This is a genomic window from Pseudomonas brassicacearum, assembly GCF_003732225.1.
Classification (GTDB): domain Bacteria; phylum Pseudomonadota; class Gammaproteobacteria; order Pseudomonadales; family Pseudomonadaceae; genus Aquipseudomonas; species Aquipseudomonas brassicacearum_E.
In genome coordinates this window covers 250,997-272,027 of the sequence record NZ_MOBJ01000014.1, presented here as the reverse complement: position 1 = coordinate 272,027, position 21,031 = coordinate 250,997, and the positions used below count along the sequence as shown (strand labels likewise).

The 21,031-nt window shown below is 50.8% G+C and carries 20 protein-coding genes and 4 tRNA genes; 7 read left to right on the top strand and 17 right to left on the bottom strand.

Going from position 1 to position 21,031, the window contains the following annotated elements:
- From BK659_RS21070 to BK659_RS21030, 9 genes are all read right to left on the bottom strand, one after another.
- On the bottom strand, nucleotides 1-777 hold the full coding sequence (locus tag BK659_RS21070) for a gamma-glutamyl-gamma-aminobutyrate hydrolase family protein (RefSeq protein ID WP_123426871.1): 777 nt from the start codon (nucleotides 775-777) through the stop codon (nucleotides 1-3).
- A gap of 48 nt (nucleotides 778-825) precedes the next feature.
- On the bottom strand, nucleotides 826-1,809 hold the full coding sequence (locus tag BK659_RS21065) for an ATP-grasp domain-containing protein (protein WP_123426870.1): 984 nt from the start codon (nucleotides 1,807-1,809) through the stop codon (nucleotides 826-828).
- 72 nt (nucleotides 1,810-1,881) lie between these two features.
- The gene (locus tag BK659_RS21060) at nucleotides 1,882-2,508 is read right to left on the bottom strand and encodes a glutathione S-transferase family protein (protein WP_123426869.1); all 627 of its coding nucleotides are present in this window, start codon (nucleotides 2,506-2,508) and stop codon (nucleotides 1,882-1,884) included.
- An 11-nt stretch (nucleotides 2,509-2,519) separates the two neighbouring features.
- Nucleotides 2,520-3,395 carry an ester cyclase gene (locus tag BK659_RS21055; protein ID WP_185015426.1) on the bottom strand — a complete coding sequence of 292 codons (876 nt, stop codon included), beginning with the start codon at nucleotides 3,393-3,395 and terminating at the stop codon, nucleotides 2,520-2,522.
- 7 nt (nucleotides 3,396-3,402) lie between these two features.
- Nucleotides 3,403-3,771: a hypothetical protein gene (locus BK659_RS21050; RefSeq protein WP_123426867.1), complete on the bottom strand. Its 369-nt coding sequence runs from the start codon at nucleotides 3,769-3,771 to the stop codon at nucleotides 3,403-3,405.
- A 7-nt stretch (nucleotides 3,772-3,778) separates the two neighbouring features.
- Nucleotides 3,779-5,182, bottom strand: coding sequence for a cytochrome P450 (locus tag BK659_RS21045; protein WP_123426866.1), 1,404 nt, complete (start codon nucleotides 5,180-5,182; stop codon nucleotides 3,779-3,781).
- Between the two features lie 30 nt (nucleotides 5,183-5,212).
- On the bottom strand, nucleotides 5,213-6,373 hold the full coding sequence (locus BK659_RS21040; protein WP_185015425.1) for a cupin-like domain-containing protein: 1,161 nt from the start codon (nucleotides 6,371-6,373) through the stop codon (nucleotides 5,213-5,215).
- On the bottom strand, nucleotides 6,363-8,315 hold the full coding sequence (locus BK659_RS21035; protein ID WP_123426864.1) for a B12-binding domain-containing radical SAM protein: 1,953 nt from the start codon (nucleotides 8,313-8,315) through the stop codon (nucleotides 6,363-6,365). The genes BK659_RS21040 and BK659_RS21035 overlap by 11 nt, the downstream gene beginning before the upstream one ends.
- Nucleotides 8,316-8,354: 39 nt before the next feature.
- Entirely contained in the window at nucleotides 8,355-9,272 is a 918-nt protein-coding gene (locus tag BK659_RS21030) for a radical SAM protein (protein WP_221178165.1), read from the bottom strand.
- 856 nt (nucleotides 9,273-10,128) lie between these two features.
- Here BK659_RS21030 and BK659_RS27855 point away from each other — a divergent pair.
- From BK659_RS27855 to BK659_RS21020, 3 genes are all read left to right on the top strand, one after another.
- A complete protein-coding gene (locus BK659_RS27855) occupies nucleotides 10,129-10,293 on the top strand; it encodes a hypothetical protein (RefSeq protein WP_221178164.1) in 165 nt (54 codons plus the stop codon).
- Nucleotides 10,244-10,837, top strand: coding sequence for an autoinducer binding domain-containing protein (locus tag BK659_RS21025; protein ID WP_221178163.1), 594 nt, complete (start codon nucleotides 10,244-10,246; stop codon nucleotides 10,835-10,837). Before BK659_RS27855 ends, BK659_RS21025 begins: the two co-directional genes overlap by 50 nt.
- 290 nt (nucleotides 10,838-11,127) lie before the next feature.
- A complete protein-coding gene (locus BK659_RS21020; RefSeq protein ID WP_123426863.1) occupies nucleotides 11,128-11,682 on the top strand; it encodes an acyl-homoserine-lactone synthase in 555 nt (184 codons plus the stop codon).
- 632 nt (nucleotides 11,683-12,314) lie between these two features.
- Here the strand turns inward: BK659_RS21020 and BK659_RS21015 are convergent.
- The 4 genes from BK659_RS21015 to BK659_RS21000 form a co-directional block, all read right to left on the bottom strand.
- Nucleotides 12,315-12,391: transfer RNA gene (locus BK659_RS21015), tRNA-Asp, on the bottom strand.
- Between the two features lie 19 nt (nucleotides 12,392-12,410).
- Nucleotides 12,411-12,486 (bottom strand) — tRNA-Val (locus BK659_RS21010).
- Nucleotides 12,487-12,672: 186 nt separating this feature from the next.
- A tRNA-Asp gene (locus tag BK659_RS21005) sits at nucleotides 12,673-12,749 on the bottom strand.
- A 19-nt stretch (nucleotides 12,750-12,768) separates the two neighbouring features.
- Nucleotides 12,769-12,844, bottom strand: a tRNA-Val gene (locus BK659_RS21000).
- 160 nt (nucleotides 12,845-13,004) lie between these two features.
- Between BK659_RS21000 and rdgC the strand changes: the two genes are divergently transcribed.
- The 3 genes from rdgC to sugE all read left to right on the top strand — a co-directional run bounded on the left by rdgC (nucleotide 13,005) and on the right by sugE (nucleotide 15,457).
- Nucleotides 13,005-13,925 (top strand): recombination-associated protein RdgC, encoded by a 921-nt coding sequence (gene rdgC / locus BK659_RS20995; protein WP_095147961.1) that lies wholly within the window; start codon nucleotides 13,005-13,007, stop codon nucleotides 13,923-13,925.
- Between the two features lie 133 nt (nucleotides 13,926-14,058).
- Entirely contained in the window at nucleotides 14,059-15,024 is a 966-nt protein-coding gene (locus BK659_RS20990) for a bile acid:sodium symporter family protein (RefSeq protein WP_123426862.1), read from the top strand.
- Nucleotides 15,025-15,142: 118 nt separating this feature from the next.
- Nucleotides 15,143-15,457, top strand: a complete 315-nt coding sequence (gene sugE / locus BK659_RS20985; protein WP_123426861.1) for a quaternary ammonium compound efflux SMR transporter SugE — start codon at nucleotides 15,143-15,145, stop codon at nucleotides 15,455-15,457.
- 121 nt (nucleotides 15,458-15,578) lie between these two features.
- Here the strand turns inward: sugE and BK659_RS20980 are convergent, their stop codons facing one another.
- The 4 genes from BK659_RS20980 to BK659_RS20965 form a co-directional block, all read right to left on the bottom strand.
- On the bottom strand, nucleotides 15,579-17,453 hold the full coding sequence (locus BK659_RS20980) for an MFS transporter (protein ID WP_123426860.1): 1,875 nt from the start codon (nucleotides 17,451-17,453) through the stop codon (nucleotides 15,579-15,581).
- An 84-nt stretch (nucleotides 17,454-17,537) separates the two neighbouring features.
- Nucleotides 17,538-18,689 carry a TDT family transporter gene (locus BK659_RS20975; RefSeq protein ID WP_123426859.1) on the bottom strand — a complete coding sequence of 384 codons (1,152 nt, stop codon included), beginning with the start codon at nucleotides 18,687-18,689 and terminating at the stop codon, nucleotides 17,538-17,540.
- A gap of 106 nt (nucleotides 18,690-18,795) precedes the next feature.
- Nucleotides 18,796-19,107, bottom strand: coding sequence for a cupin domain-containing protein (locus BK659_RS20970; RefSeq protein ID WP_123426858.1), 312 nt, complete (start codon nucleotides 19,105-19,107; stop codon nucleotides 18,796-18,798).
- An 87-nt stretch (nucleotides 19,108-19,194) separates the two neighbouring features.
- Nucleotides 19,195-20,391 carry an MFS transporter gene (locus BK659_RS20965; protein WP_123426857.1) on the bottom strand — a complete coding sequence of 399 codons (1,197 nt, stop codon included), beginning with the start codon at nucleotides 20,389-20,391 and terminating at the stop codon, nucleotides 19,195-19,197.
- Between the two features lie 91 nt (nucleotides 20,392-20,482).
- Here BK659_RS20965 and BK659_RS20960 point away from each other — a divergent pair, with 91 nt between their 5' ends.
- A complete protein-coding gene (locus BK659_RS20960) occupies nucleotides 20,483-21,022 on the top strand; it encodes a TetR/AcrR family transcriptional regulator (protein ID WP_123426856.1) in 540 nt (179 codons plus the stop codon).
- The last annotated feature ends 9 nt before the right edge of the window (nucleotides 21,023-21,031 follow it).

Genomic DNA, 21,031 nt, shown 5'->3' with positions numbered 1-21,031 from the left:
TCAAGAACTCCTTTGAATGACCGCTGAAACGAAGCCGTTCCAAATATCCATATTTTCGGGATGATTGATTAATGTTTTTTCAATATGCCCTTGCAACCCCAAGACAAAGTGTGAGTCACTATCCAGTTCAATACCTTCAATCAAGCCATCGCCAGAAGTAGCGCTAACCCTGAGCGACGCAGGTAGCCGATTAATACATTGATGATGCACAGAAGAAGCGCTTAAACTGAGCCTGTTAGTAATCCCATGAAGTCGTGTTCCTGTATTCACTTCAATCGGATGATAATTTATCCAACCATCAGGATCTATACAATGATCAACGCCGGAATACGGGATTTCCTGATGCAACGTCCCACCCTCAGCCACATTAATCAACTGCATGCCTCGGCAAATCCCCAAGACAGGTAACTTTCTTGATTTCGCTTCGTGATAGAGCGCCAGCTCCAATACATCTCGATCACAATCCGGCTGCAATATCAAAGGCCTGTTGAAAGGCTCACCTATACCCGCAACACCAGCATTGTACTGTACCTGACTTGCCTCTCCGTAAAAACTTGAACAAATATCCTGCCCTGAAGGTAACACCAGTCCATTGACCAGAGACATCAACGTTGTAATAGAGTCTGCCCCCACTCCTGGTGGTATGATCAATGGGGTACAACCGAGCGATGTAAGAATTTTTATATAACTGCTGTTGACTACTGTCATCGCGAGCGCAGCCGAGTGATTGACGGCTAAACGCTGATTCGCTGCACTGATCAATATTATCGGACGCATGTCGTTATTGGCCTGTGAACGTGCGCAGGCTAGCGCCTGCTACACGGTTCACAACGCCCCCTTTGAAATATATTGAGCATGTCTAGATAAAGGCAAATTATCGATGTAATTGACTATCGAGGCCAGCTTCAAGTTATCATAAGAATAAGCGGCATCGGGAAGTGTGTCCGGCATCTTCGTTCCGGCTCGCATCGCAGACTCCACGAAGATACCTAAGAGCGGGTTGACTTCTAGAACATAGAACTGGTCATCCACTCTGGATTTAACCATATCAATTATCGTCCCATTAACACCCAACACCTGCGCAGCCTTAAGTGCAATATCCACTTCATCGCCAAGCCGTCGCGGCATCATTTTTCCACCTGCTGAAATGTTAGTTTTGAAGCTGTGTTTTTTTTCTCGACTATACCCCCCCATCACTTCCCCATTGAAAATCTCCACCCGACAATCAACGTCACCAAAATCAATATATTGCTCAACATAATAGTCGTGAATAAAATGTTGTGTTGCCTGGATAAAGTCCAGGAATTGCTCAGCATCGCTGAATCGCATAACCCCTACTGCGCCGTGACCTGAGCGGGGTTTATAGACCAATTGCCCCCACTTTCTGAATAACCCATTGACGACATCAGCAACAACAGTAGGTCCCAGTAGCGCGGCCTCTGGGACCCTAACGCCGTGCTGACGCAATAATTGATTAGCCCTAAACTTATCGCGACACTTAAAAAAAGACTCACAATTATTGACAACATTGACGCCACTGTCCTGTAGCGCAAGAAGAATGTCAGCCTGGTAAGGCGACTGTTCGTCAGCGTTCATATGAAAAGCGACATCAAAATCGCTTAGACAGACACCGCAACCGCTATAAACTTTCCCGTCAACGACATAACATTCACGCATATCAAATTCTGAAAAAACCTTAAAACCCTTCTTCTCCAACAAATTACATAATGTACGCTTAGGAATAACGCCATTATCATTTTCGTACATCCATACGATAACCGAACGTGCAACATGACTCGACCGAATCATTCGACTGCCCCCATCTCACAATTAACTAAACAATCAGTTAGCTGGCGTTATGAACCATAACGCCAATTCAACTTACTGGATCATAGCCAACGGATTTTTATAGGAGGCACGCTGAGACAACGCGTGCCACCAGCGGCGGATATTGTCATGCGCGAAAACAACACTCTCACATTTAGCCTGGAGTAAATAGTCTGTGTATTGAACAAAAGCGAGATCCGCGAGTGTCAATTCTTCTCCTGCAAGAAACGAAGAGTTTTCCAGTGTCTTGTCCATGGCAGAATAAACCGCTTTCAGTTTCTCTTCGGCCTCTTGGATGATGCTCAGATCGGATTGCCCACCGAACATGGGTAGAAAAATCTTCTGGAAGACAACGCTGTAGGCTGGTGGCGTGAAATAGCAGGCATCAACACTTAACCATTGGTCCATCTTTGCCAGTGCAGCCAAATCCTTGGGGACAAGAGAAATACCAGGCAGTCGAGCGTCTAGATATCTGTTGATTGCTTGTGATTCGTAAATCTTTACTTCGCCATCCAACAAAACTGGAACTTTGCCAAAAGGATTCAATGCCAAGTGCTCGTCCGCTTTATGCGCCCCCGTTGACAAATCAACACTGATAAACTCAACAGGAGTATTTTTTTCAGCGAGAACCATCAATACGCTTCGGGTACAGGCACTGCTTTCATTACCAATAAGTATCATGATGATTTCCTTTATTGACCCATGCCCATTTGAGACCCCATATCCAGGGTGTTACCAAAGGTCCACCCCTTGCGAATTTTGTTATTTTCAAAATATGCAATGTCTAGGTTATCGACGTTAACAACCCGGTTTGATGCAGGGATACCTTTCAGAGGCCCTTTATGTGTCGCCGTAAAAATTCCTTGGTGAATGACAAAATCTCCCACCGACCAAAGGTTCGTCATATTGATACTGGCATCCGGAAATGCCTCCGCAAGCATCAAAAAGTCTTCTTTAGAGTGTTGCTTCCCTACGGCCAGGCCCGGCACCATCTGGTCATCCCATTCAATGTCATCACTCATGCATTCCAGCCAGGGTTCTAGCTGTTTAGTGAGCAGTAATTCATTGTAATGGCGCATTTTTTCAAGATTTTTATAATCAGGAGCGATGCTCTCATAATATGTTTGACAAGGTTTATCCAAATCAGGTACGTCACGACCGTCATCGCTTATCACGCCCAATTGAATGAGCAATGTATAGGGGTCTGCATAAGTATGCTCTTTGATAATCTTCCCTTCATCATTGGTCCAAATGAGACTGGCCGCAATTAACCCTACTTCTTTTCCCGAGGGTGGCACCCCCATGAATTCCTGCGTGTGAATAGCCTTCCATGCCCAAACTGCAATAATCATGCTGCCTTTGAAAAAAAGTAACTGGTCAGCGATTTGGGTCTGAGAGAACGTGGTTTGCCAGTTCTTATAGTGACTGACGATTTGCTCCACACCAATGCAATCGGGCTCGCCGGGCGCCTTTCTGATTGCATCAGGCGCGTAAGCCGTTTTCAACAGATCGTAATCTAAATTACGGAGTGCATTTATATAGTTCTTGCGGATTGATGATTGGCTCATTGAAACCTCACTTAGTAGATGACACATTGAAATTAAAGTTACACTCAAAAAGGACACTGGGCATTGGATCGTCACTGGGGTGTTCGAAATCAATACCAAAAATATCCTTATTCTCCTGTTTGATCCACTTATCAAAAGGATGCTGCGATGCCGCAAGTTCAGCAAATGCGCGAGTTATATCGTGGGCAGCAATGTAGCAAATAAATATATCCGCCCCCCCCGTAGACTGCAGATACCAGTTTTCTTCGACAGCATTCAAGCGCAACAAGAAATCCTTGAATTCCTCTTTTCTTTCAGTTGCCAACAGCTTGGAGAATCTTATAAGACTGTCTTTTTTATTCGCGGCAAGTGGCACAGCAAAAGCAATGGTTTGCATGGCAATATCATGTCCGTTTGATGAGTTCTAGTTTCAACCCTGGCTCGGACGTCATGAATAAACGCGCCTTGAGCTGAGGCTCAGAGCCGGAGGTAACATTTAAGCTATAGCGTTGAGCAATACGAACCAGAATGGTTCTTCCTTCGGCCTCGGCCAAGTGAACGCCAATACACTTGCGAGCGCCGGCTCCGAAGGGCAAATAAGCATATTTATGAACTGCTTTTATCCTGTCTGCAGTGAAGCGATCAGGATCAAACTTCAAAGGATCTTCCCAATAATTTTGATTCCGATGAAGCCCCCACTGAGCGATTATAAAATCCGAGCCTTTGGGAAATACATAGTTCTTATATCGATAGTCTTCTAGGGCAACCCTGCTCATTCCCCAGGAAGATGGGTATAAACGCAAAGACTCCTTGAAAACCCTTTCGGTGTATTCAAGACCTTTCAAGTCTTCAAGCGTGCAGATTTTACCTTTGAGTCGCTCGTCTACTTCAGCACTTAATTTTTCTTGTTCCGCGGCGTGAGTCGCCAATAGATAGAGAGCGAAAGCAACACCATTGGCGGTTGTCTCATGACCGGCCAAGAAGAGGTTCATAACCTCATGGCGTAGCTGCACGTCGGACATTCCCTCTCCGGTGTCGTCATAGATCGCCGACATGTACATCCCGAGGAGATCCTGATGTTCAGTAGCCGGAGCAGCACGCCGGTCATGAATAATTTGATAGATAATGGTATCGATACTTTCTTTCGCGTTTTCATAAGCCCTCTCATCGGAGTCGCTCAATGTCTGCGGCGACCAGAGCTTCATCATCGAATACTCTTGTAGCACCTCAAGTGCTGAAGTAACGCTATCTGAAAATCGAGAGATATCGGTAGAGAAAAGACATTTTATGACAATCCTCAAGGTCAGTTTTTTCATTTCTAGAGTGATGTCGAGAACGCGCTCATTGCGTTCTTCCCATTCGGCAAACATCTCATCAATGCACTCATGGAATACGTAACTAAAGCCATCGACGCTGCGCTTGGTAAACGAGGGGTTCGCAATTTTTCTCTGACGTTTCCATTGATCGCCTATCAGCGTAGAAAGACCACTCCCGATGGCCGGGCTAATTTTTTCCATTGTTTCTGCACTTTTTGAAAAAAAGCGCTCATTGCCGATTAGCATGTCTTCAATAAAAGCCGCATCCGCGACCAGATAGCCATCAATACCGCGAAGATAAACAATATCTCCATATTTTTCCAACGCCTTGGTTGTAAGTCCAAGAGGGTCCTTGAACATATATGCAGGGTCATTAAACTCTGGAGAGGTATCTCTTAGCCCAGGTACATCCTCAACAGGGGGGAGCACGCTATCACCCAAAGAAACAGCCGACATCGGTAATGTACTCATCAACAACTCTGAATCATTCATACTCTATTCCTTTGCCTATACATTTCAAATTTATGACAGCACGCAAGGAGCTTGATTTACAGCAAAAAAATTCAATGACCATGACACTTCAATATTATGAACGTGATGCCACCAACCGGCTGGCAAGTAGAGAAGGTCACCCGCTCCGAGTTCACAATCCACATAACGTGCTCGAGAAAAAAGTGGAAAATCAGAGCCTTCATAATTATCAGGATCGACCATGCTTGGCTCGTACAGGGCGTTGCTTCCAATGACAACGGGGTATAAGAATCCGGTCTCACTCGGTGCATAAAGCCGAATTCGCTTTCGGCCTTTCAGTTGGCACAAAAAATTATCAACAAGGTCCCTATGCAAACGTAACCCTGAACCTGCAGGCCCAATCCACCAGCGAGGAGTATTAAATGCAGCGCGAGAAAACACCTCAGGGTAAAGATAAGTATCCTTCAACTGCTGAGGGACGCTATTGGCTGCCATGTAGCCACTCACCTCCCCTTTATCGCTATACAGGGCATTCACATAATCAAAAAAACTCGACTTCTCATAGCTCGGAGGTTGTTTTTTAACAAAGTCATGTTCCTTTACCAACAGACTTACCTCGAGCTCTCCAAGCACATCGAAAATTTCCGAAAGTGTCATTTTGAATAACGGCCACTTGCAGCAAACTTCCGTGATAATGAAAGGCTCACCTCGACGAAAATAGCCTTCAATATTTTCACTCTCGCCCCGAACATCGCATCGTTTGAAGTCGGCACCCTGAACGCTTTTAAATTCAATTTCCGATCGACGCGCCCCATCCAGAGAAGTGTTATTGAATATGAGATTCAACAACCTCATCCCTTCTTTTTCCCCGTCCTTACTGGAATTAGCCAAGGCGCGAATTCTTAATTTTCCGGTATTTATCAACGTAAGAGGATCGATTGTTTTACTTGCAAGATCAGCAATCACACCTTCCGCTAATGAAATCTCCGTACCACACTCTCCGACACTGACACCAGTGTTAGAATATATGCGCGTATCAACGCTCATCACAAATAGAGGTTGCCCGCTCAGCGTGTTCCATACGTAGTTACCCCGTAGTCCTTCGAGTGAAGACGGCGAAACAGCTTTACTCAGCCTTTCAATCTCTTGAATCGCAACGATAGTATTTTTCATTGTGGTCAATATACCGTGACTGTACATATCAAAAGTCAAAGAGCAGTCCTTTGTAGTCATCTCTAAACTGCAGATTTATAAGAAACACTAAGTAACTCATATAAAACACCGCATAACCGTCTCTTTTTAAATCAAGCCGCGCTGCGGTTTCCAGCCATTCTTCCTTGACCGAAAATATTCTATAAAAAGCGAAGGTCAATACATACTCACTTGCCCTCAATTCAGCGTTTATAAAATGCTCCGCACCGAGCAATTCAATAACGGGTCGAACGGCTGCTTCATGTTCTGCAAATAACTTCATAAGCCATTTATGAATAATGGACTCTTTTTCCTGTCGGGCTTCAGCGTCTAATTGATCAAGGAATATTTGAACTGTCTTAGCGCAAGGTACAGCGGAGGAATCACACTCCAACAATTGACAAATCACCTGCCAATGCGAGGAATGATCGCTTATATAAGTACCCATGCTGGCTGCCAGAAAGGTACTGAAGTATTTACTTTTTCTGTGCGCCTTCGACATTAGCGTACCGGAAACATAGTCGAAAAATTTATAAATCTCCTCTCGAGTCCCTAGTGCATTAACGAGAAACCCTGGGAAATGAAAAGTAGGTGACTTCGTGTCCGTGGCAATTACACCCTGAGGCCCGAATGAATACGTCGTGCCGGTATCCACAAATTCCCGGGTTCGACCAATGGCGAACACCCGTGTACTTGGTATTACATATCCTCCGCTATAGTGGCCTGTCAAACCGTTCGCCTCAAGGGCCGCTAATGTGCGCGCAATTGTTTTTTTATTTGCATGAGCATTACCCCAAAAAAAAGATACAAGATTTACATACTCTAACGGGGTGCTTGCCGTATACTTTGCTTCGTTTGCGTTATCTTTTTCTTCTTCCACCAGCTCTTTGCGGATGGAAGAAAGGTTTTTCAGGAAGCTAACTGCCTGGTCTTTTTTGTAGGGTACAGTTGCCTTTCGCAAGTTCTCATCATCCAAGGACAATATGTCATTCATCGCCCCCGTGTAACCCGCACGCATCATCGCTTTCAATTCGTCATGCCCCAGCGAAGGTAACGAGTAACCTGACCATTTTATTTTGCGCCTTGGGTACTTCTCGTTTAGCCGAATTACCCGTTCCGCCAACTCCAAAGCGAATCCTGCTCCGCCGATATTGAGCTCTGAGCAAATAAACCAAAAATCATAAAGATCATTTTTCAATAAAAACTCAAGTTCAGCTTCGACAACGTCGATATTCCGCTTATCGATCCGTTTCCCTTTTACATCTGGTTCAACACAAAAGTAACATTGGAAGGGGCATCCCCGAGATACCTCTACAGCAATCGTCGGGGGGGTTTTCGAATGTAATGCGGAACCGTAGAAGTTTTTTATCTCGCTAACGATTTCATCGTGGTATTCAGTATTTTCAGCAGGCTTGTAAAAACCAACATCGTTGTAAATGTAATCATTGCCGTTTTTGTGTATCAGTCCCGGAACCTGTTTCAGGTTACGCCCGGACAATGTGTCATTAAAGGCGTTAAAAAAGCCATCTGGACAACCCTGTAGGCCAAGATCGATTTCGAGATACTGCGCTAATTTTCTCGCATGCGTTGTAAATCCAAAACCGCCCATAATGATTGGGGCATCAGTCAACCTGCGAATCAATTGAATTAGTTTTTTACTGTCTTCAATTGGAAAATAGGTTCTGAAAAATTTTCCTGGTTGAGCCTCTACCGCATCGTAATTGGAAAGGTCTAGCGAGTCCCCTTGACGCAGGTGAATACCTACCATCTTCGGACGTTGCGTTGTAATTACGCGTCTCAGGTATTCATACCAGTTTTCGACATACAACAAATCAATACGCTTTACTCTGATATCATTGCGCTTTGCAATTTCACTGATTTGTACAAACGCATAAGGGTAGATTGGCCTCCATGGCAGGTTGCAGCAATTGAGCAATAAGAAATCAATTTCTTCGCCTTTCATATGTAACGTCCCTTTACCCTAGCGAATGCAAACTTTAACTCACCGGCTCAAAAACATTGGTAATTTCAGTACTGCTTTTCTGGAGTTGCAACCTTTGCAAATATCCATATTCCCAAGTAGCTTTACCCTACTCTTGACAATTTCTTTCAAACGGTCATTTTCCACATGACCAATATTGGAAACATGACCAAAGTCTTGGAAGCATCCAAGAATATCCCCTTTATAACTTATGCTAAGACTCCCATCACCGACAGCGCAAAAATTTGAATTTACCCAGGTCCCCATCAAAGCATTCAACATAAACTTAACTTTTCCCATTCCTGTTTTGTACTCACTTTCAGACAGGTTAAGATTCAGTTCACTGACTAATTTTTTTCGATATTCCCCTTCGAGCTTTGCATTGATATCCCCTCCTCTGTTCCACAATGGGAATAGATAAATTCTCTTGAATCCCAACAGACGAAGGTGCGCAACTGTTTCGGCCAACGTACTGTAAATGACCGGGCCACCGGTCAAATGAACAATCACCTTGTCTGCCGCCGCCTCAGCCAGAGCCGCTATGTTGCGCCAAATTTTCTCATGATTTAGACCAACATGTACTTTGTCGAAAATCTCCTTGCGAATAGAACTTACCGAAAGCCGAATAACATCCACATTGTCAACGCAAGCGTCAATATTTCTCTGATTGAATGTCACTGCGGTAGTGGTGACATCCGTCAAGACTCCAGACTTACGCATCATCTTCAGTAGTTCATGAAACTCAGGGTGTATGGTTGGCTCTCCTCTGCCGGCGAGGTCCAGCTCCCATACATAGGATGGGTCTATCTGAGAAACAATTTTGTCCATCGTTTCCAATGTGATGAAGCCATAATCCTTGATTACAGAGCGCGGGCACATGCTGCAGGAAGCAGGACATGACGGTGTCGCCTCTACATTGACAAGTATTTTCTTGATCACCTGCTCCACCTTCTTTTATTCAATTTGCGCCCGATTCGATAAATCAACCGCGTAAATCGTGGGTTTCGCTTCAGCTCGATTGATAGCTTTCTAATCTAAAGGAGTGTTCCCCCAACCGTAACTACCGAATCAGGTAGGTTGCGCACTCTGATATTTTTTGTCTGAATGTCAGACAATTCCCATGCGCGGCCTCCCTAGCGCCCGAGACGGTAAGCAGGCTGCTTTATATACATCAAAGGAGCACAGCGGATGGATCAAGCACAAGACATCTATAGACCTGGGCCAATAAAGGCCATAACAATCATGATCAGAACTTTTTAACCAATGAGCTGCGTTAGGAGGCAGCAGGGTGAACATGTACGTTATACCTTTTCAAACTTCCCGCCAAAAACAGTTAGCGCATTATTGAAATTACGTCGCCTACCGCATATAAAACAATACTCTACAACCGCGCAGAAAAATCGCTCCCGCCTAACCCAAGGCGTAGCCTTTTAGCATGGTGAACTATAGACTTTCTATGAAACAAATGCCCTTCACCAATACCGAGCACACAGGGAAATGCATGCCGGTTCGCCGCGGGCGCTTCCTGATTAAAACAAAAACAACTATCACTTACCGCGCGTCTAGTCCACACGTTTTACTGCATAAACCTGTCGACCTTAATTAATTTATGATAAAGCATCGCACTGACTGGTCAAAAAAAACACAGCAGCTAAGCTGTGCACTCTTTTCATTAATTCACTGACCTTTATTGATACTTATATCCTTGATATTTGTAATAAAACTTGTCAGATTGCTGTCGATTGCGCTTTTTTCGAGCACGGCAATTTCAGCACTATATAAAGGAACTATAAGAATGAAAAGCTGGCAGGATGACTTACTTTCACTAACAACCCCAGGACTCTCTGAACAGCACGTATTTGATAAAATAAAAAAAGCCGCCCTTGCACTTGAATTTGAATATTGCGCCTATGGCATTCAAATTATTTTCCCAAAAGAAAAAGGTGGTGATGCTCAATAATTATCCCGCACGATGGAAAAGCCGATACGCATCAGCTAACTATATAACCACAGACCCTACTGTCGCTCACTGCAAGAGCTCACAAGCGCCGTTGATCTGGAAAGACTCCATTTACAAAAACACTCCGGCACTATGGGAGGAAGCGAGATCAGCCGGACTTAAACATGGTTGGGCACAATCCAGCCTGGATGCATTCGGTGTAGGTGGGATGCTTACGCTTAGCCGTTCTGCTCAGGCGCTCTCAAAAAAAGAAATCGAATATAGCGAAATAAGGATGCGTTGGCTCGTTAGTGTCGCCCATGTAAGTTTATCCAAGATCATCAATGAGCGATTTACCGACACACCGGAAATAAAGCTCACGACCCGTGAGAAAGAAGTACTGAAATGGACCGGCAACGGCAAAACATCATCTGAAATATCTTATCTCTTGGCTATCTCCGAAAACACGGTTAACTTCCATATAAAAAATACAATTCTTAAATTGAGTGCTGCCAATAAAACAGCCGCTGTTGTCCAGGCTTTTGCTATGGGGCTGCTAAACTAGAAACCCAGCATCTGTCATTTATTAGTCCGGACGCCATCGCGTTTTATCTATCACAGCCCCACGATGGGGCGTCCATTTCCGGTTAGCCTCTGGTCCCGACTTGTGATTTTTACACGTCAAGTTGGTACCAGGTGCCGATAATAAAAGCGCTTAAGCCTAACCACTCGCTTTCTCGCTTCAGCACTGACTTCAGAGTGCAGTCCTTAGGTAATACCTACCAATTCTAGTAGTTACCGACCTCAAACTTTTACCCTCTAATTGCAGCCTATCCAAACTGGAAGGTGACTGCCGTGCAGATCCGCAAAGGAAATCGTAGTGAGCTGGGCAAAGAACTGCTTACGGATATTTCACACTATCGTTATAAAGTTTTTGTCGAAAACCTTGGGTGGCCTCTGAATTGCCCTGATCAGCTCGAAACTGATCAATTTGATAGAGAGGACACGCTTTATGTGGCGGCCCAGAATGATGCGGGAGAAATCGTAGGAACAGCTCGACTGCTACCAACTACAAGACCTTATCTGCTGAGCCAGGTATTTCCTGATTTGCTAGGGGGACAGAGTGCGCCATCACTACAGCATGTCTGGGAACTTTCCAGGTTCGCCGCCATGGATCTGCGCTCCCAACACTTGACGAAACGGCAACAGGCCCCTTCCTCTTCCACGGCGTTATTGCTTCTGCTGGCAGCCATCAAATACGCTAAATCTCACGGAGCAATGAAGTTGCTCACCGTGTCACCTGTTGGGATCATAAGGCTCTTGCACAGGGAGAAATTCAAGGTGCGTCGATTGGGGCCTTCGAAAATATCAGAAGACCTTAAAATTCTTGCGCTGGAAATCGATATTTAGCATTCGGTTAACTCCACGCTAGGGCATTGGATCCCTGGCCCAGGAACCCCGCGGCGAATCCCCATGGTTTCTTGAATATGAATATTCCCCAACCTGGGCTTTTTACGCTTCCTTGCCTGACAAGCGCGGGGGGAGCTTGCTCTTACGTAGCTCAGTAACCTTCATATAATAAAGACTGGGCACAGCTACGGTCGCAGGCATCCAAAATCGCCATCCCCTCAAAACCGATTGCACCAACACGATGGAAAGGCATTTCAGCTCTCCTGCCCTTCATGCATTGATCAATTACTTAAAATCAATGAGCGTTTACTGTGCGGAGCTCAGCGCTGAAGGTATTTAAACCTCAACAAGATAGATCTCAGGTCCTGCGCGAAGAACAGCTATCAGTCTGATTCGGCCAGTAATCTGAAGAGTGATGGCACAGCGCCGCAAACACTAGGGCGCGTTCGCCATTTCTGCTGAACCAACGCAAAAGCTGATGGGCGAGGTGTCGTAAAAGGCGCTGCCAGCGGACCGCAGAAGGAGAAGGAGAAGGAGAAGGATTTTTATGGAATTCAGAAAACAAAAAAAGCGGCTCAAGGCCGCTTCTCTCGTAGCTTCAAGGCGTTCAGTGGGCCTTAGGGAAGCAAATATGGCGCAGCGGACGGGACTCGAACCCGCGACCCCCGGCGTGACAGGCCGGTATTCTAACCGACTGAACTACCGCTGCGCGTAGCGTTGAAAGTAAATGGTGGGTGATGACGGGATCGAACCGCCGACATTCTGCTTGTAAGGCAGACGCTCTCCCAGCTGAGCTAATCACCCTTTACCTTCGTTGCGGGGCGCATTGTGCCACAAAAATTCATAACGTGCTGATTTAATTAAGAAAATTATTAAAAAAGCTGAATTTCAATGAAACAGTGCACTTCGCATGGAACTCTTACAGCAAAAAGCCCGCGTTAGCGGGCTTTCTGTGGTGACCTGGCGTTCAGCGTTCCAGGTTACTGAATATGGCGCAGCGGACGGGACTCGAACCCGCGACCCCCGGCGTGACAGGCCGGTATTCTAACCGACTGAACTACCGCTGCGCGTAACACTGAATGCGAATGGTGGGTGATGACGGGATCGAACCGCCGACATTCTGCTTGTAAGGCAGACGCTCTCCCAGCTGAGCTAATCACCCTTCACGTTCGGTGTGGCGCGCATTCTACGGAGCAGCCCCACCTCTGGCAAGCACTTTTTAAAATAATTTTTTCAGGCCTTCCAAAGGCTTAGCTGAGGGTTGGCCTATGACGCTGCGCGGAGAATAATGCCCCCCTTTGTATAAAGGAGAGACTCACCCCATGTGGTTCAAAAACCTGCTTATCTATCGCCTGACCCAAGATCTGCCTTTTGATGCTGAGGCGTTGGAAACTGCACTGGCCACCAAACTGGCGCGCCCATGTGCAAGCCAGGAGTTGACCACCTACGGTTTCGTCGCGCCGTTTGGCAAAGGCGAAGATGCACCTCTGGTGCATGTCAGCGGAGATTTCCTGCTGATTGCCGCGCGCAAGGAAGAGCGCATTCTGCCGGGCAGCGTCGTGCGCGACGCGGTCAAGGAAAAGGTCGAAGAGATCGAAGCCGAACAGATGCGCAAGGTCTATAAGAAGGAACGTGATCAGATCAAGGATGAAATCATCCAGGCGTTCCTGCCGCGGGCCTTTATCCGTCGCTCGTCGACCTTTGCCGCTATCGCACCGAAACAGGGGCTGATCCTGGTCAACTCCGCCAGCCCGAAACGCGCCGAAGACCTGCTTTCCACTCTGCGTGAAGTGATTGGCACGCTGCCGGTACGTCCGCTGACTGTAAAAATGTCCCCGACCGCCACCATGACTGAGTGGGTCACCACCCAGAAAGCTGCAGACGACTTCTTTGTGCTGGATGAGTGCGAACTGCGTGATACCCACGAAGACGGCGGTATCGTCCGTTGCAAGCGTCAGGACCTGACCAGCGAAGAAATCCAGTTGCACCTGAGCACGGGCAAAGTGGTCACTCAGCTGTCCCTGGCCTGGCAAGACAAACTGTCTTTCGTCCTCGACGACAAGATGGTGGTCAAGCGCCTGAAGTTCGAAGACCTGCTGCAGGATCAGGCAGAACAGGACGGTGGCGACGAAGCCCTCGGCCAACTGGATGCCAGCTTCACACTGATGATGCTGACCTTCGGCGACTTCCTCCCGGCGCTGGTTGAGGCACTGGGCGGCGAAGAGACTCCGCAAGGGATCTGAACAGTCTGATACAGGTCGGTTAAAAAAGATCGCAGCCTTCGGCAGCTCCTACAGAACCTTTGCGTTCCTCCCGTAGGAGCTGCCGCAGGCTGCGATCTTTTCACATCCCCCTCTCAACAATAAGGAACAGGTCATGCGTGCACTGGCAGCACTGAGTCGCTTTGTCGGCAACACCTTCGCTTACTGGGTCTTGATCTTCGCCGTGGTGGCTTTCCTGCAACCTGCGTGGTTCATCGGCTTGAAAGGTGCGATCGTGCCGTTGCTGGGCCTGGTGATGTTCGGCATGGGCCTGACCCTCAAACTTGAAGACTTCGCTGAAGTTGCCCGCCATCCGTGGCGCGTGGCGTTGGGCGTAGTCGCACATTTCGTGATCATGCCCGGTGTGGCATGGTTGCTCTGCCAGGCGTTTCACCTGCCGCCAGAAATCGCCGTCGGGGTGATTCTGGTCGGTTGCTGCCCGAGCGGCACCTCGTCGAACGTAATGACTTGGCTGGCCCGCGGTGACCTGGCACTGTCAGTGGCGATTGCCGCCGTGACCACCCTGCTCGCCCCGTTGCTGACACCGGCCCTGATCTGGTTGCTGGCCTCGGCCTGGTTGCCGGTCTCGTTCATGGAGCTGTTCTGGTCGATCCTGCAAGTGGTGTTGCTGCCGATCGTGCTCGGCGTGGTCGCCCAGCGTTTGTTGGGAGATCGGGTTCGCCATGCGGTGGACGTGCTGCCACTGGTATCGGTGGTGAGTATCGTGATCATCGTCGCTGCCGTTGTCGCGGCGAGTCAGGCCAGGATTGCCGAGTCCGGCCTGCTGATCATGGCCGTGGTGATGCTGCATAACAGCTTTGGCTTCCTGCTGGGCTACTTCACCGGACGTGTGTTCAAGCTGCCATTGGCACAACGTAAATCACTAGCGCTGGAAGTCGGCATGCAGAACTCCGGTCTGGGCGCGGCGCTGGCCAGTGCCCACTTCTCGCCACTGGCGGCGGTGCCGAGCGCGCTGTTCAGCGTTTGGCACAACATTTCCGGGGCGTTGCTCTCGACGTATTTCCGCCGGATGAGCGAGAAACAGGACCGCGAACTGGCCGCCCAACAAGCAACCGACTGACCCTGCAACTTGATCCCCAGGTTATTAATGGGCACTATAGTGCGCATCGCGAGGACGACCTTGCGGCTCGATCGAGTTATTAATCTGGGGACGACCCCGTCTATCGATGGAGGTCTTCATGCCTTGGATCATTCTGTTTTTCGCGGGTCTGTTTGAAGTCGGCTGGGCCGTTGGCCTGAAATACACCGACGGCTTCAGCCGCCCTCTTCCCACCGTCCTGACTGTCGGCGCCATGGTGATCAGCCTGGGTCTGCTGGGACTGGCCATGAAGGATCTGCCGCTGGGCACTGCCTACGCAATCTGGACTGGCGTTGGCGCGGTGGGTACGGTCATCGCCGGGATCATCCTGTTTGGTGAATCCATGGCGCTGTTCCGGCTGGCCAGTGTCGCGCTGATCATTGCCGGATTGGTTGGGCTCAAAGTCAGCGCTTAGGCCTCTACCGTCATCGCGAGCAGGCACGCTCCCACATTGGTTCTGTGTCGTTCACAAATCAAGTGTGGGAGCGAGCTTGCTCCGGGCGGCGTTCCGACGATGAGGCCCGCCAAAACACCAACTATCTAACGGTGCCACGCAACTCGCCGACCAGCGCTTGCAACTGCGCCGGCTGCGCGACCTCAACCGCCACCGCAGGCCCCGCCACCAGGGTCACTCGCGACCAGAGGCGGTGGAACAAACCCTTGTCCGGATCGCGACTGAAGAAGCTGCCCCACAACCCCTGCAAGGCCAATGGAATCACCGGCACCGGTGTTTCTTCCAATATCCGCGTCAGCCCGCCCTTGAACTCATTGATCTCGCCATCGGCGGTCAACTTGCCTTCCGGGAAGATGCACACCAGTTCGCCATCCTTCAGGTACTGGGCGATTCGCTTGAAGGCCCTTTCGTAGATCTGGATGTCTTCCTGGCGTCCGGCAATCGGAATGGTCCCGGCGGTACGGAAGATGAAGTTCAGCACCGGCAGGTTGTAGATCTTGTAATACATCACAAAGCGAATCGGCCGACGCACTGCGCCACCAATCAGCAAGGCGTCGACGAACGACACGTGATTGCAGACCAACAGTGCCGCGCCTTCATCGGGAATCAGCTCAAGGTTGCGGTGCTGCACGCGGTACATGGAATGGCTGAGCAGCCAGATCATGAAGCGCATGCTGAACTCGGGCACGATGCTGAAGATGTAGGCGTTTACGCCGATGTTGAGCAGCGACACCACCAGGAACAGCTGGGGAATCGACAACTTGACGATGCTCAGCAGCACAATCGAGACAATCGCCGACACCACCATGAACAGTGCGTTGAGGATGTTGTTGGCTGCGATTACCCGCGCCCGCTCGTTTTCGGCGGTGCGCGACTGAATCAATGCGTACAGCGGCACGATGTAGAAGCCGCCGAAAATCCCCAGCCCGAGAATATCGAACAGCACCCACCACGTATGACCAAAGCCGAGCACTTCGATCCAGCCATGGCCTTCAAGACTTTCCGGGATACCGCCGGAGTGCCACCAGAGCAGCAAGCCGAACACCGTCAGGCCAAAGGAGCCAAACGGCACCAGGCCGATCTCGACTTTGCGTCCGGAGAGTTTCTCGCAGAGCATCGAACCCAGCGCGATACCGACCGAGAACACCGTCAGAATCAGCGTCACCACGGTCTCGTCGCCATGCATCCACTCTTTGGCATAGGCCGGGATCTGCGTCAGGTAAATCGCCCCGACGAACCAGAACCACGAGTTGCCGACAATCGAACGTGAGACTGCGGGCGTTTGCCCAAGGCCCAGACGCAAGGTCGCCCAGGACTGACTGAAGATGTTCCAGTTCAGCCGCAGCTCGGGGGTCGATGCCGCCGCGCGCGGAATGCCGCGACTGGCCAGATAACCGAGCACCGCGACACCGATGATCGCCGTGGAGACAATCGGTGCGTAGTGACTGGACGACATCATGATCCCGGCGCCAATGGTCCCCGCCAGAATCGCCAGGAAGGTGCCCATTTCCACCAGACCGTTACCACCCACCAGCTCTTCTTCGTGCAGCGCTTGGGGCAGAATCGAGTACTTCACCGGGCCGAACAGCGCCGAGTGAGTACCCATGGCGAACAGCGCCACCAGCATCAGCGACAGGTGATCGAACAGGAAACCGACTGCGCCGACCGCCATGATCGCGATTTCACCGAGCTTGATCAGACGGATCAGCGCGTCCTTGGCGAACTTTTCGCCGAACTGACCGGCCAGCGCCGAGAACAGAAAGAACGGCAGGATGAACAGCAACGCGCACAGGTTGACCCAGATCGAACGGTCACCCTCGATGGTCAGTTTGTACAAAATGGCAAGGATCAACGACTGCTTGAAGATGTTGTCGTTGAACGCCCCGAGGGACTGCGTAACAAAAAACGGCAGAAACCGCCGCTTGCGAAGCAAGGTGAACTGCGAAGGGTGACTCATCTTCCATGTCCCTGTGTGGCTTGAATGCTCTTATTGGAATGTCGTACAGCGATCCAGGCCACAACCTTACCTAAACTTTGCGAATTATTTCGCTAATCCGGCAATACACGGCGAAACAAACAACTCACCGCGCCAGGCACCTTGAACGGTGCGCTTGGAGACAATCAGCCACATGATCGCCAGCGCGACGACCAACACACTGCCAAAAATGCTGAAAAAGGCCAGGTTCAACGTGCTCGCCAGCTTCAATGTGGCCAGCGAGTAGACACCCAGCGGGAAGGTAAACCCCCACCAGCCGAGGTTGAAAGGAATCCCGCCGCGCAGGTAGCGCAGGGTGATCAACACCGCCATCAACATCCACCACAAGCCGAAGCCCCACAGCGTGATCCCGGCGACCAGACCCAGCCCGGCGGCAATTTCACCGATACCCGGCAAGCCGTTGGCGGCGAAAATCGCCGGTGCGTCGCTACCCAGCAGCAACATGCCCAGCGCCCCGGTGCCAATTGGTCCCAGCGCCAGCCAGCTCGACGCGGCCATGTTTTCGTGGGGCAGTTTGTGCAGGGCCATGCGCAGCAACAGGATGGTCAGGATGCTGAACGCCACCGGCAGCGAGAATGCCCACAACACATAGCTGGTTACCAACATCACCAATTGCGAGTGGGCGTCAGCCAGATGCGGTGCAAGCAAACCGCCACTGGCCGCCGCGACTTCCGCGGCCACTACTGGCAGCAGCCAGACAGCGGTCATCTGGTCGATGCTGTGTTCCTGACGGGTAAACATCATGTACGGAATCAACACGCCGCAGGCCAGCGACATGGCGACATCCAGCCACCACAGCACCTCGGCCACGTGCACAACACCCTCCCCCCAGCGCGGCAGACCGAACAGCAGGAAGCCATTGATGATGGTCGCCAGGCCCATGGGAATGGTGCCGAAAAACATCGAAACCGTGGAGTGGCCAAAAATCCGTCGCGCTTCATCGAAGAAAAACGCCCAGCGTGCGGCATACAACCCGCTGAACAACAGAAACAGGAAAATGTTGAACATCCACAGGCCTTCGGCGAAGGCATGCAAGCCTGGGATCGACACCGGCAATTGGGCGAGCGCCAAGGCCAGGACCCCGGTGCCCATGGTCGCAGCGAACCAGTTCGGGGTGAACTGGCGAATCGCTTCGCGCGGGTGCTGCAAGTGGCTCAAAGGCCGATTAACGGTTTTGTTGCTGTTGGGGCATTGCATCGTGAACTCCTGTCCTCGGGTGAGGTAGAGCTCATGGTAGAACCGAATCGAATATCTATATAACGGGTAATTTCTCTAACTGTTATCTGTTTTGTAGATATAGCCACTAAACACTGCCTTGCGTTTCAATCACCAACACCCGCGCCGCGCCTTGCGGATGGGCGACGTGTTCGGTGCCGACCGCCGCATAAAAGATGTCACCGACCTCCAACAGCGTAGCCTGCTCGACACCGTTCTCCCGATAGCGCATCTGCACCTGACCATCGAGCACGACAAACACTTCCTGGCCGTCGTTGACGTGCCATTTATAGGGCTGATCGGTCCAGTGCAAACGGGTGCTGATGCCGTTCATGTTGGCGATATCCAGCGCCGCCCAGGCGCGGTCACCGGTGAAAGATTTGCTGCGAATGATCTTCATGAGGGGGTCAATCCTTTGAGTAAAAACCAAGCGGTTACGCGTCAGGCGCCAAGGCTAACTCAAGCGCATAAGGACGTCTCTGCCGCACTAGGAATTGCCAGCGGCGGCGCAAACTTTTGCTGGTCGCTGACGCATCAACCCCAGCAACGCACCAAGCGAAAGCGCGATCAACACCACGCCATAGCCATCGGTGGTAGCGATCAGGCCAAAGGTCCGGGTCAGGTTCCCTGCCAACAGCGACGGCAGGCAGAACGCCAGGTAGCTCAGCACGTAGAACGCCGACATCAAACCTGCGCGCTCATGGGGCAAGGCCAGCGGAACCACGCTGCGCAAGGCACCGAGAAAACCGGCGCCAAAACCACTGCCAGCCACCAGGGTGGCGAAAAAAAACAGCGGCAGGCTGGCGCTGTGCACGGCCGTCAGGATCAGCGCGATGCCGATCGCCAACAAGCTCGCGCCCAAGCGCAGGACTTTGTCTGCCGGACGATTGCGCAACGAGAAGATCATCAGCGCGCCGCTGACCGTCAACACGGCCACCAGAGTTCCGCCGATCAGGTTCGAGGTCGAACCGGTCGCCGCACGAACCAGGGACGGTGCCAGCGACAGAAAGAACCCACCCACCGCCCAAACCGCCACATCCACCGGCAGCGCCAACCAAAGCGCCCGTCGCGCCTGAGGTGGCACATGCAAGGTGGGACGCAGCGACGCCCAGGCACCGGGTTGCCGACTGACGCTTTCGGGCAGACGCCAGACATACAGGGCTTGCAGCAGAAACAACCCGAACAGAATCCAATAAGCCAACTGCAGTGGTTGCGGCGCATATTCCGCCAGCAATCCGCTGCCCAATGCCCCGCACGCCATGCCCAACAGCGGTGCAACGCTGTTCACCAGCGGTCCTTGCTGCCGGTCAGTATCGAGCAATGCCGCGCCAAGTACGCTGGTGGCCATGCCGGTGGCGAAACCCTGAAGCACACGCGCGGCAATCAGCCAGGCCACACTGTCAGCGTTGATAAACAGCAGCATCGCCAGCATATCCAGCAGTAACGCAGCGAAGATCACCGGTTTGCGCCCCAGATGATCCGACAGCGAGCCAACCGTCAGCAGCGCCGCCAGCAGGCTCAAGGCATACACGCCGAAAATCAGCGTCAGGGTCGCCGGAGAAAACTGCAGCGCCTCCTGGTACAGATGATAAAGCGGTGTTGGCGCACTGGAAGCGGCGAGAAAACTCAACAAGGTGATCGCCAGGAACACCAGACTGGAACGGTTTGAGACAGAACTGGACATGGACACACTCCGCAAAAGCTAACTTTTTGCTTTTGCGGAGTGTGCGACTGGCTTCGGCTTAAAGCAAATTCTTTGTGTTAAGGTCCGCTGCATGGCTATTAAAGAAGCGTTACGCCCCGGCGGCCGAAGTGCCCGGGTCCAGGAATCAATTCACACGGCAGTGCGTGAACTCCTCGAAGAGCAGGAACGTTCAAGCGTGACCGTGCCGCAAATCGCCACCCGCGCAGGCGTTACACCGTCGACGATCTACCGACGTTGGGGCGATTTGTCGGCACTGCTGGCGGACGTCGCGCTGGCACGCATGCGTCCCGACAGCGAACCGACCAACACCGGCAGCCTGCGCGGCGATTTGCGCGCCTGGGCCGAGCAGTATCTGGACGAGATGAGTTCGGAGCCCGGCCGCAACATGATGCGCGACGTGCAATCGAGCGCCACGCCGGGGTATTGCGTGAGCATTCTCAGCGGTCAATTGCAGACAATTCTGGAGCGTTATCCGGATGAGCCGAAGCCGAGTGTCGACCGACTGATCAACATGCTGGTGGCGCCAACGGTGTTCCACATCCTGTTCGCGGCGGCGGCGCTTGAAGTGGAAGAGCTGCACCAATTGATCGACATCGCGCTGGCCCCGTAGGAGCTGCCG

Bases quoted from the DNA above. Each gene is read 5' to 3' on its own strand.
- BK659_RS21035 (WP_123426864.1), bottom strand. From the start codon at position 8,315: ATGAAAGGCGAAGAAATTGATTTCTTATTGCTCAATTGCTGCAACCTG.
- BK659_RS20970 (WP_123426858.1), bottom strand. From the start codon at position 19,107: ATGAAGATCATTCGCAGCAAATCTTTCACCGGTGACCGCGCCTGGGCG.
- sugE (WP_123426861.1), top strand. From the start codon at position 15,143: ATGCCTTGGATCATTCTGTTTTTCGCGGGTCTGTTTGAAGTCGGCTGG.
- BK659_RS20980 (WP_123426860.1), bottom strand. From the start codon at position 17,453: ATGAGTCACCCTTCGCAGTTCACCTTGCTTCGCAAGCGGCGGTTTCTG.
- BK659_RS20965 (WP_123426857.1), bottom strand. From the start codon at position 20,391: ATGTCCAGTTCTGTCTCAAACCGTTCCAGTCTGGTGTTCCTGGCGATC.
- BK659_RS27855 (WP_221178164.1), top strand. From the start codon at position 10,129: ATGAAAAGCTGGCAGGATGACTTACTTTCACTAACAACCCCAGGACTC.
- BK659_RS21065 (WP_123426870.1), bottom strand. From the start codon at position 1,809: ATGATTCGGTCGAGTCATGTTGCACGTTCGGTTATCGTATGGATGTAC.
- BK659_RS21025 (WP_221178163.1), top strand. From the start codon at position 10,244: ATGGCATTCAAATTATTTTCCCAAAAGAAAAAGGTGGTGATGCTCAAT.
- BK659_RS20990 (WP_123426862.1), top strand. From the start codon at position 14,059: ATGCGTGCACTGGCAGCACTGAGTCGCTTTGTCGGCAACACCTTCGCT.
- rdgC (WP_095147961.1), top strand. From the start codon at position 13,005: ATGTGGTTCAAAAACCTGCTTATCTATCGCCTGACCCAAGATCTGCCT.
- BK659_RS21060 (WP_123426869.1), bottom strand. From the start codon at position 2,508: ATGATACTTATTGGTAATGAAAGCAGTGCCTGTACCCGAAGCGTATTG.
- BK659_RS21070 (WP_123426871.1), bottom strand. From the start codon at position 777: ATGCGTCCGATAATATTGATCAGTGCAGCGAATCAGCGTTTAGCCGTC.
- BK659_RS21045 (WP_123426866.1), bottom strand. From the start codon at position 5,182: ATGAATGATTCAGAGTTGTTGATGAGTACATTACCGATGTCGGCTGTT.
- BK659_RS20975 (WP_123426859.1), bottom strand. From the start codon at position 18,689: ATGCAATGCCCCAACAGCAACAAAACCGTTAATCGGCCTTTGAGCCAC.
- BK659_RS20960 (WP_123426856.1), top strand. From the start codon at position 20,483: ATGGCTATTAAAGAAGCGTTACGCCCCGGCGGCCGAAGTGCCCGGGTC.
- BK659_RS21050 (WP_123426867.1), bottom strand. From the start codon at position 3,771: ATGCAAACCATTGCTTTTGCTGTGCCACTTGCCGCGAATAAAAAAGAC.
- BK659_RS21055 (WP_185015426.1), bottom strand. From the start codon at position 3,395: ATGAGCCAATCATCAATCCGCAAGAACTATATAAATGCACTCCGTAAT.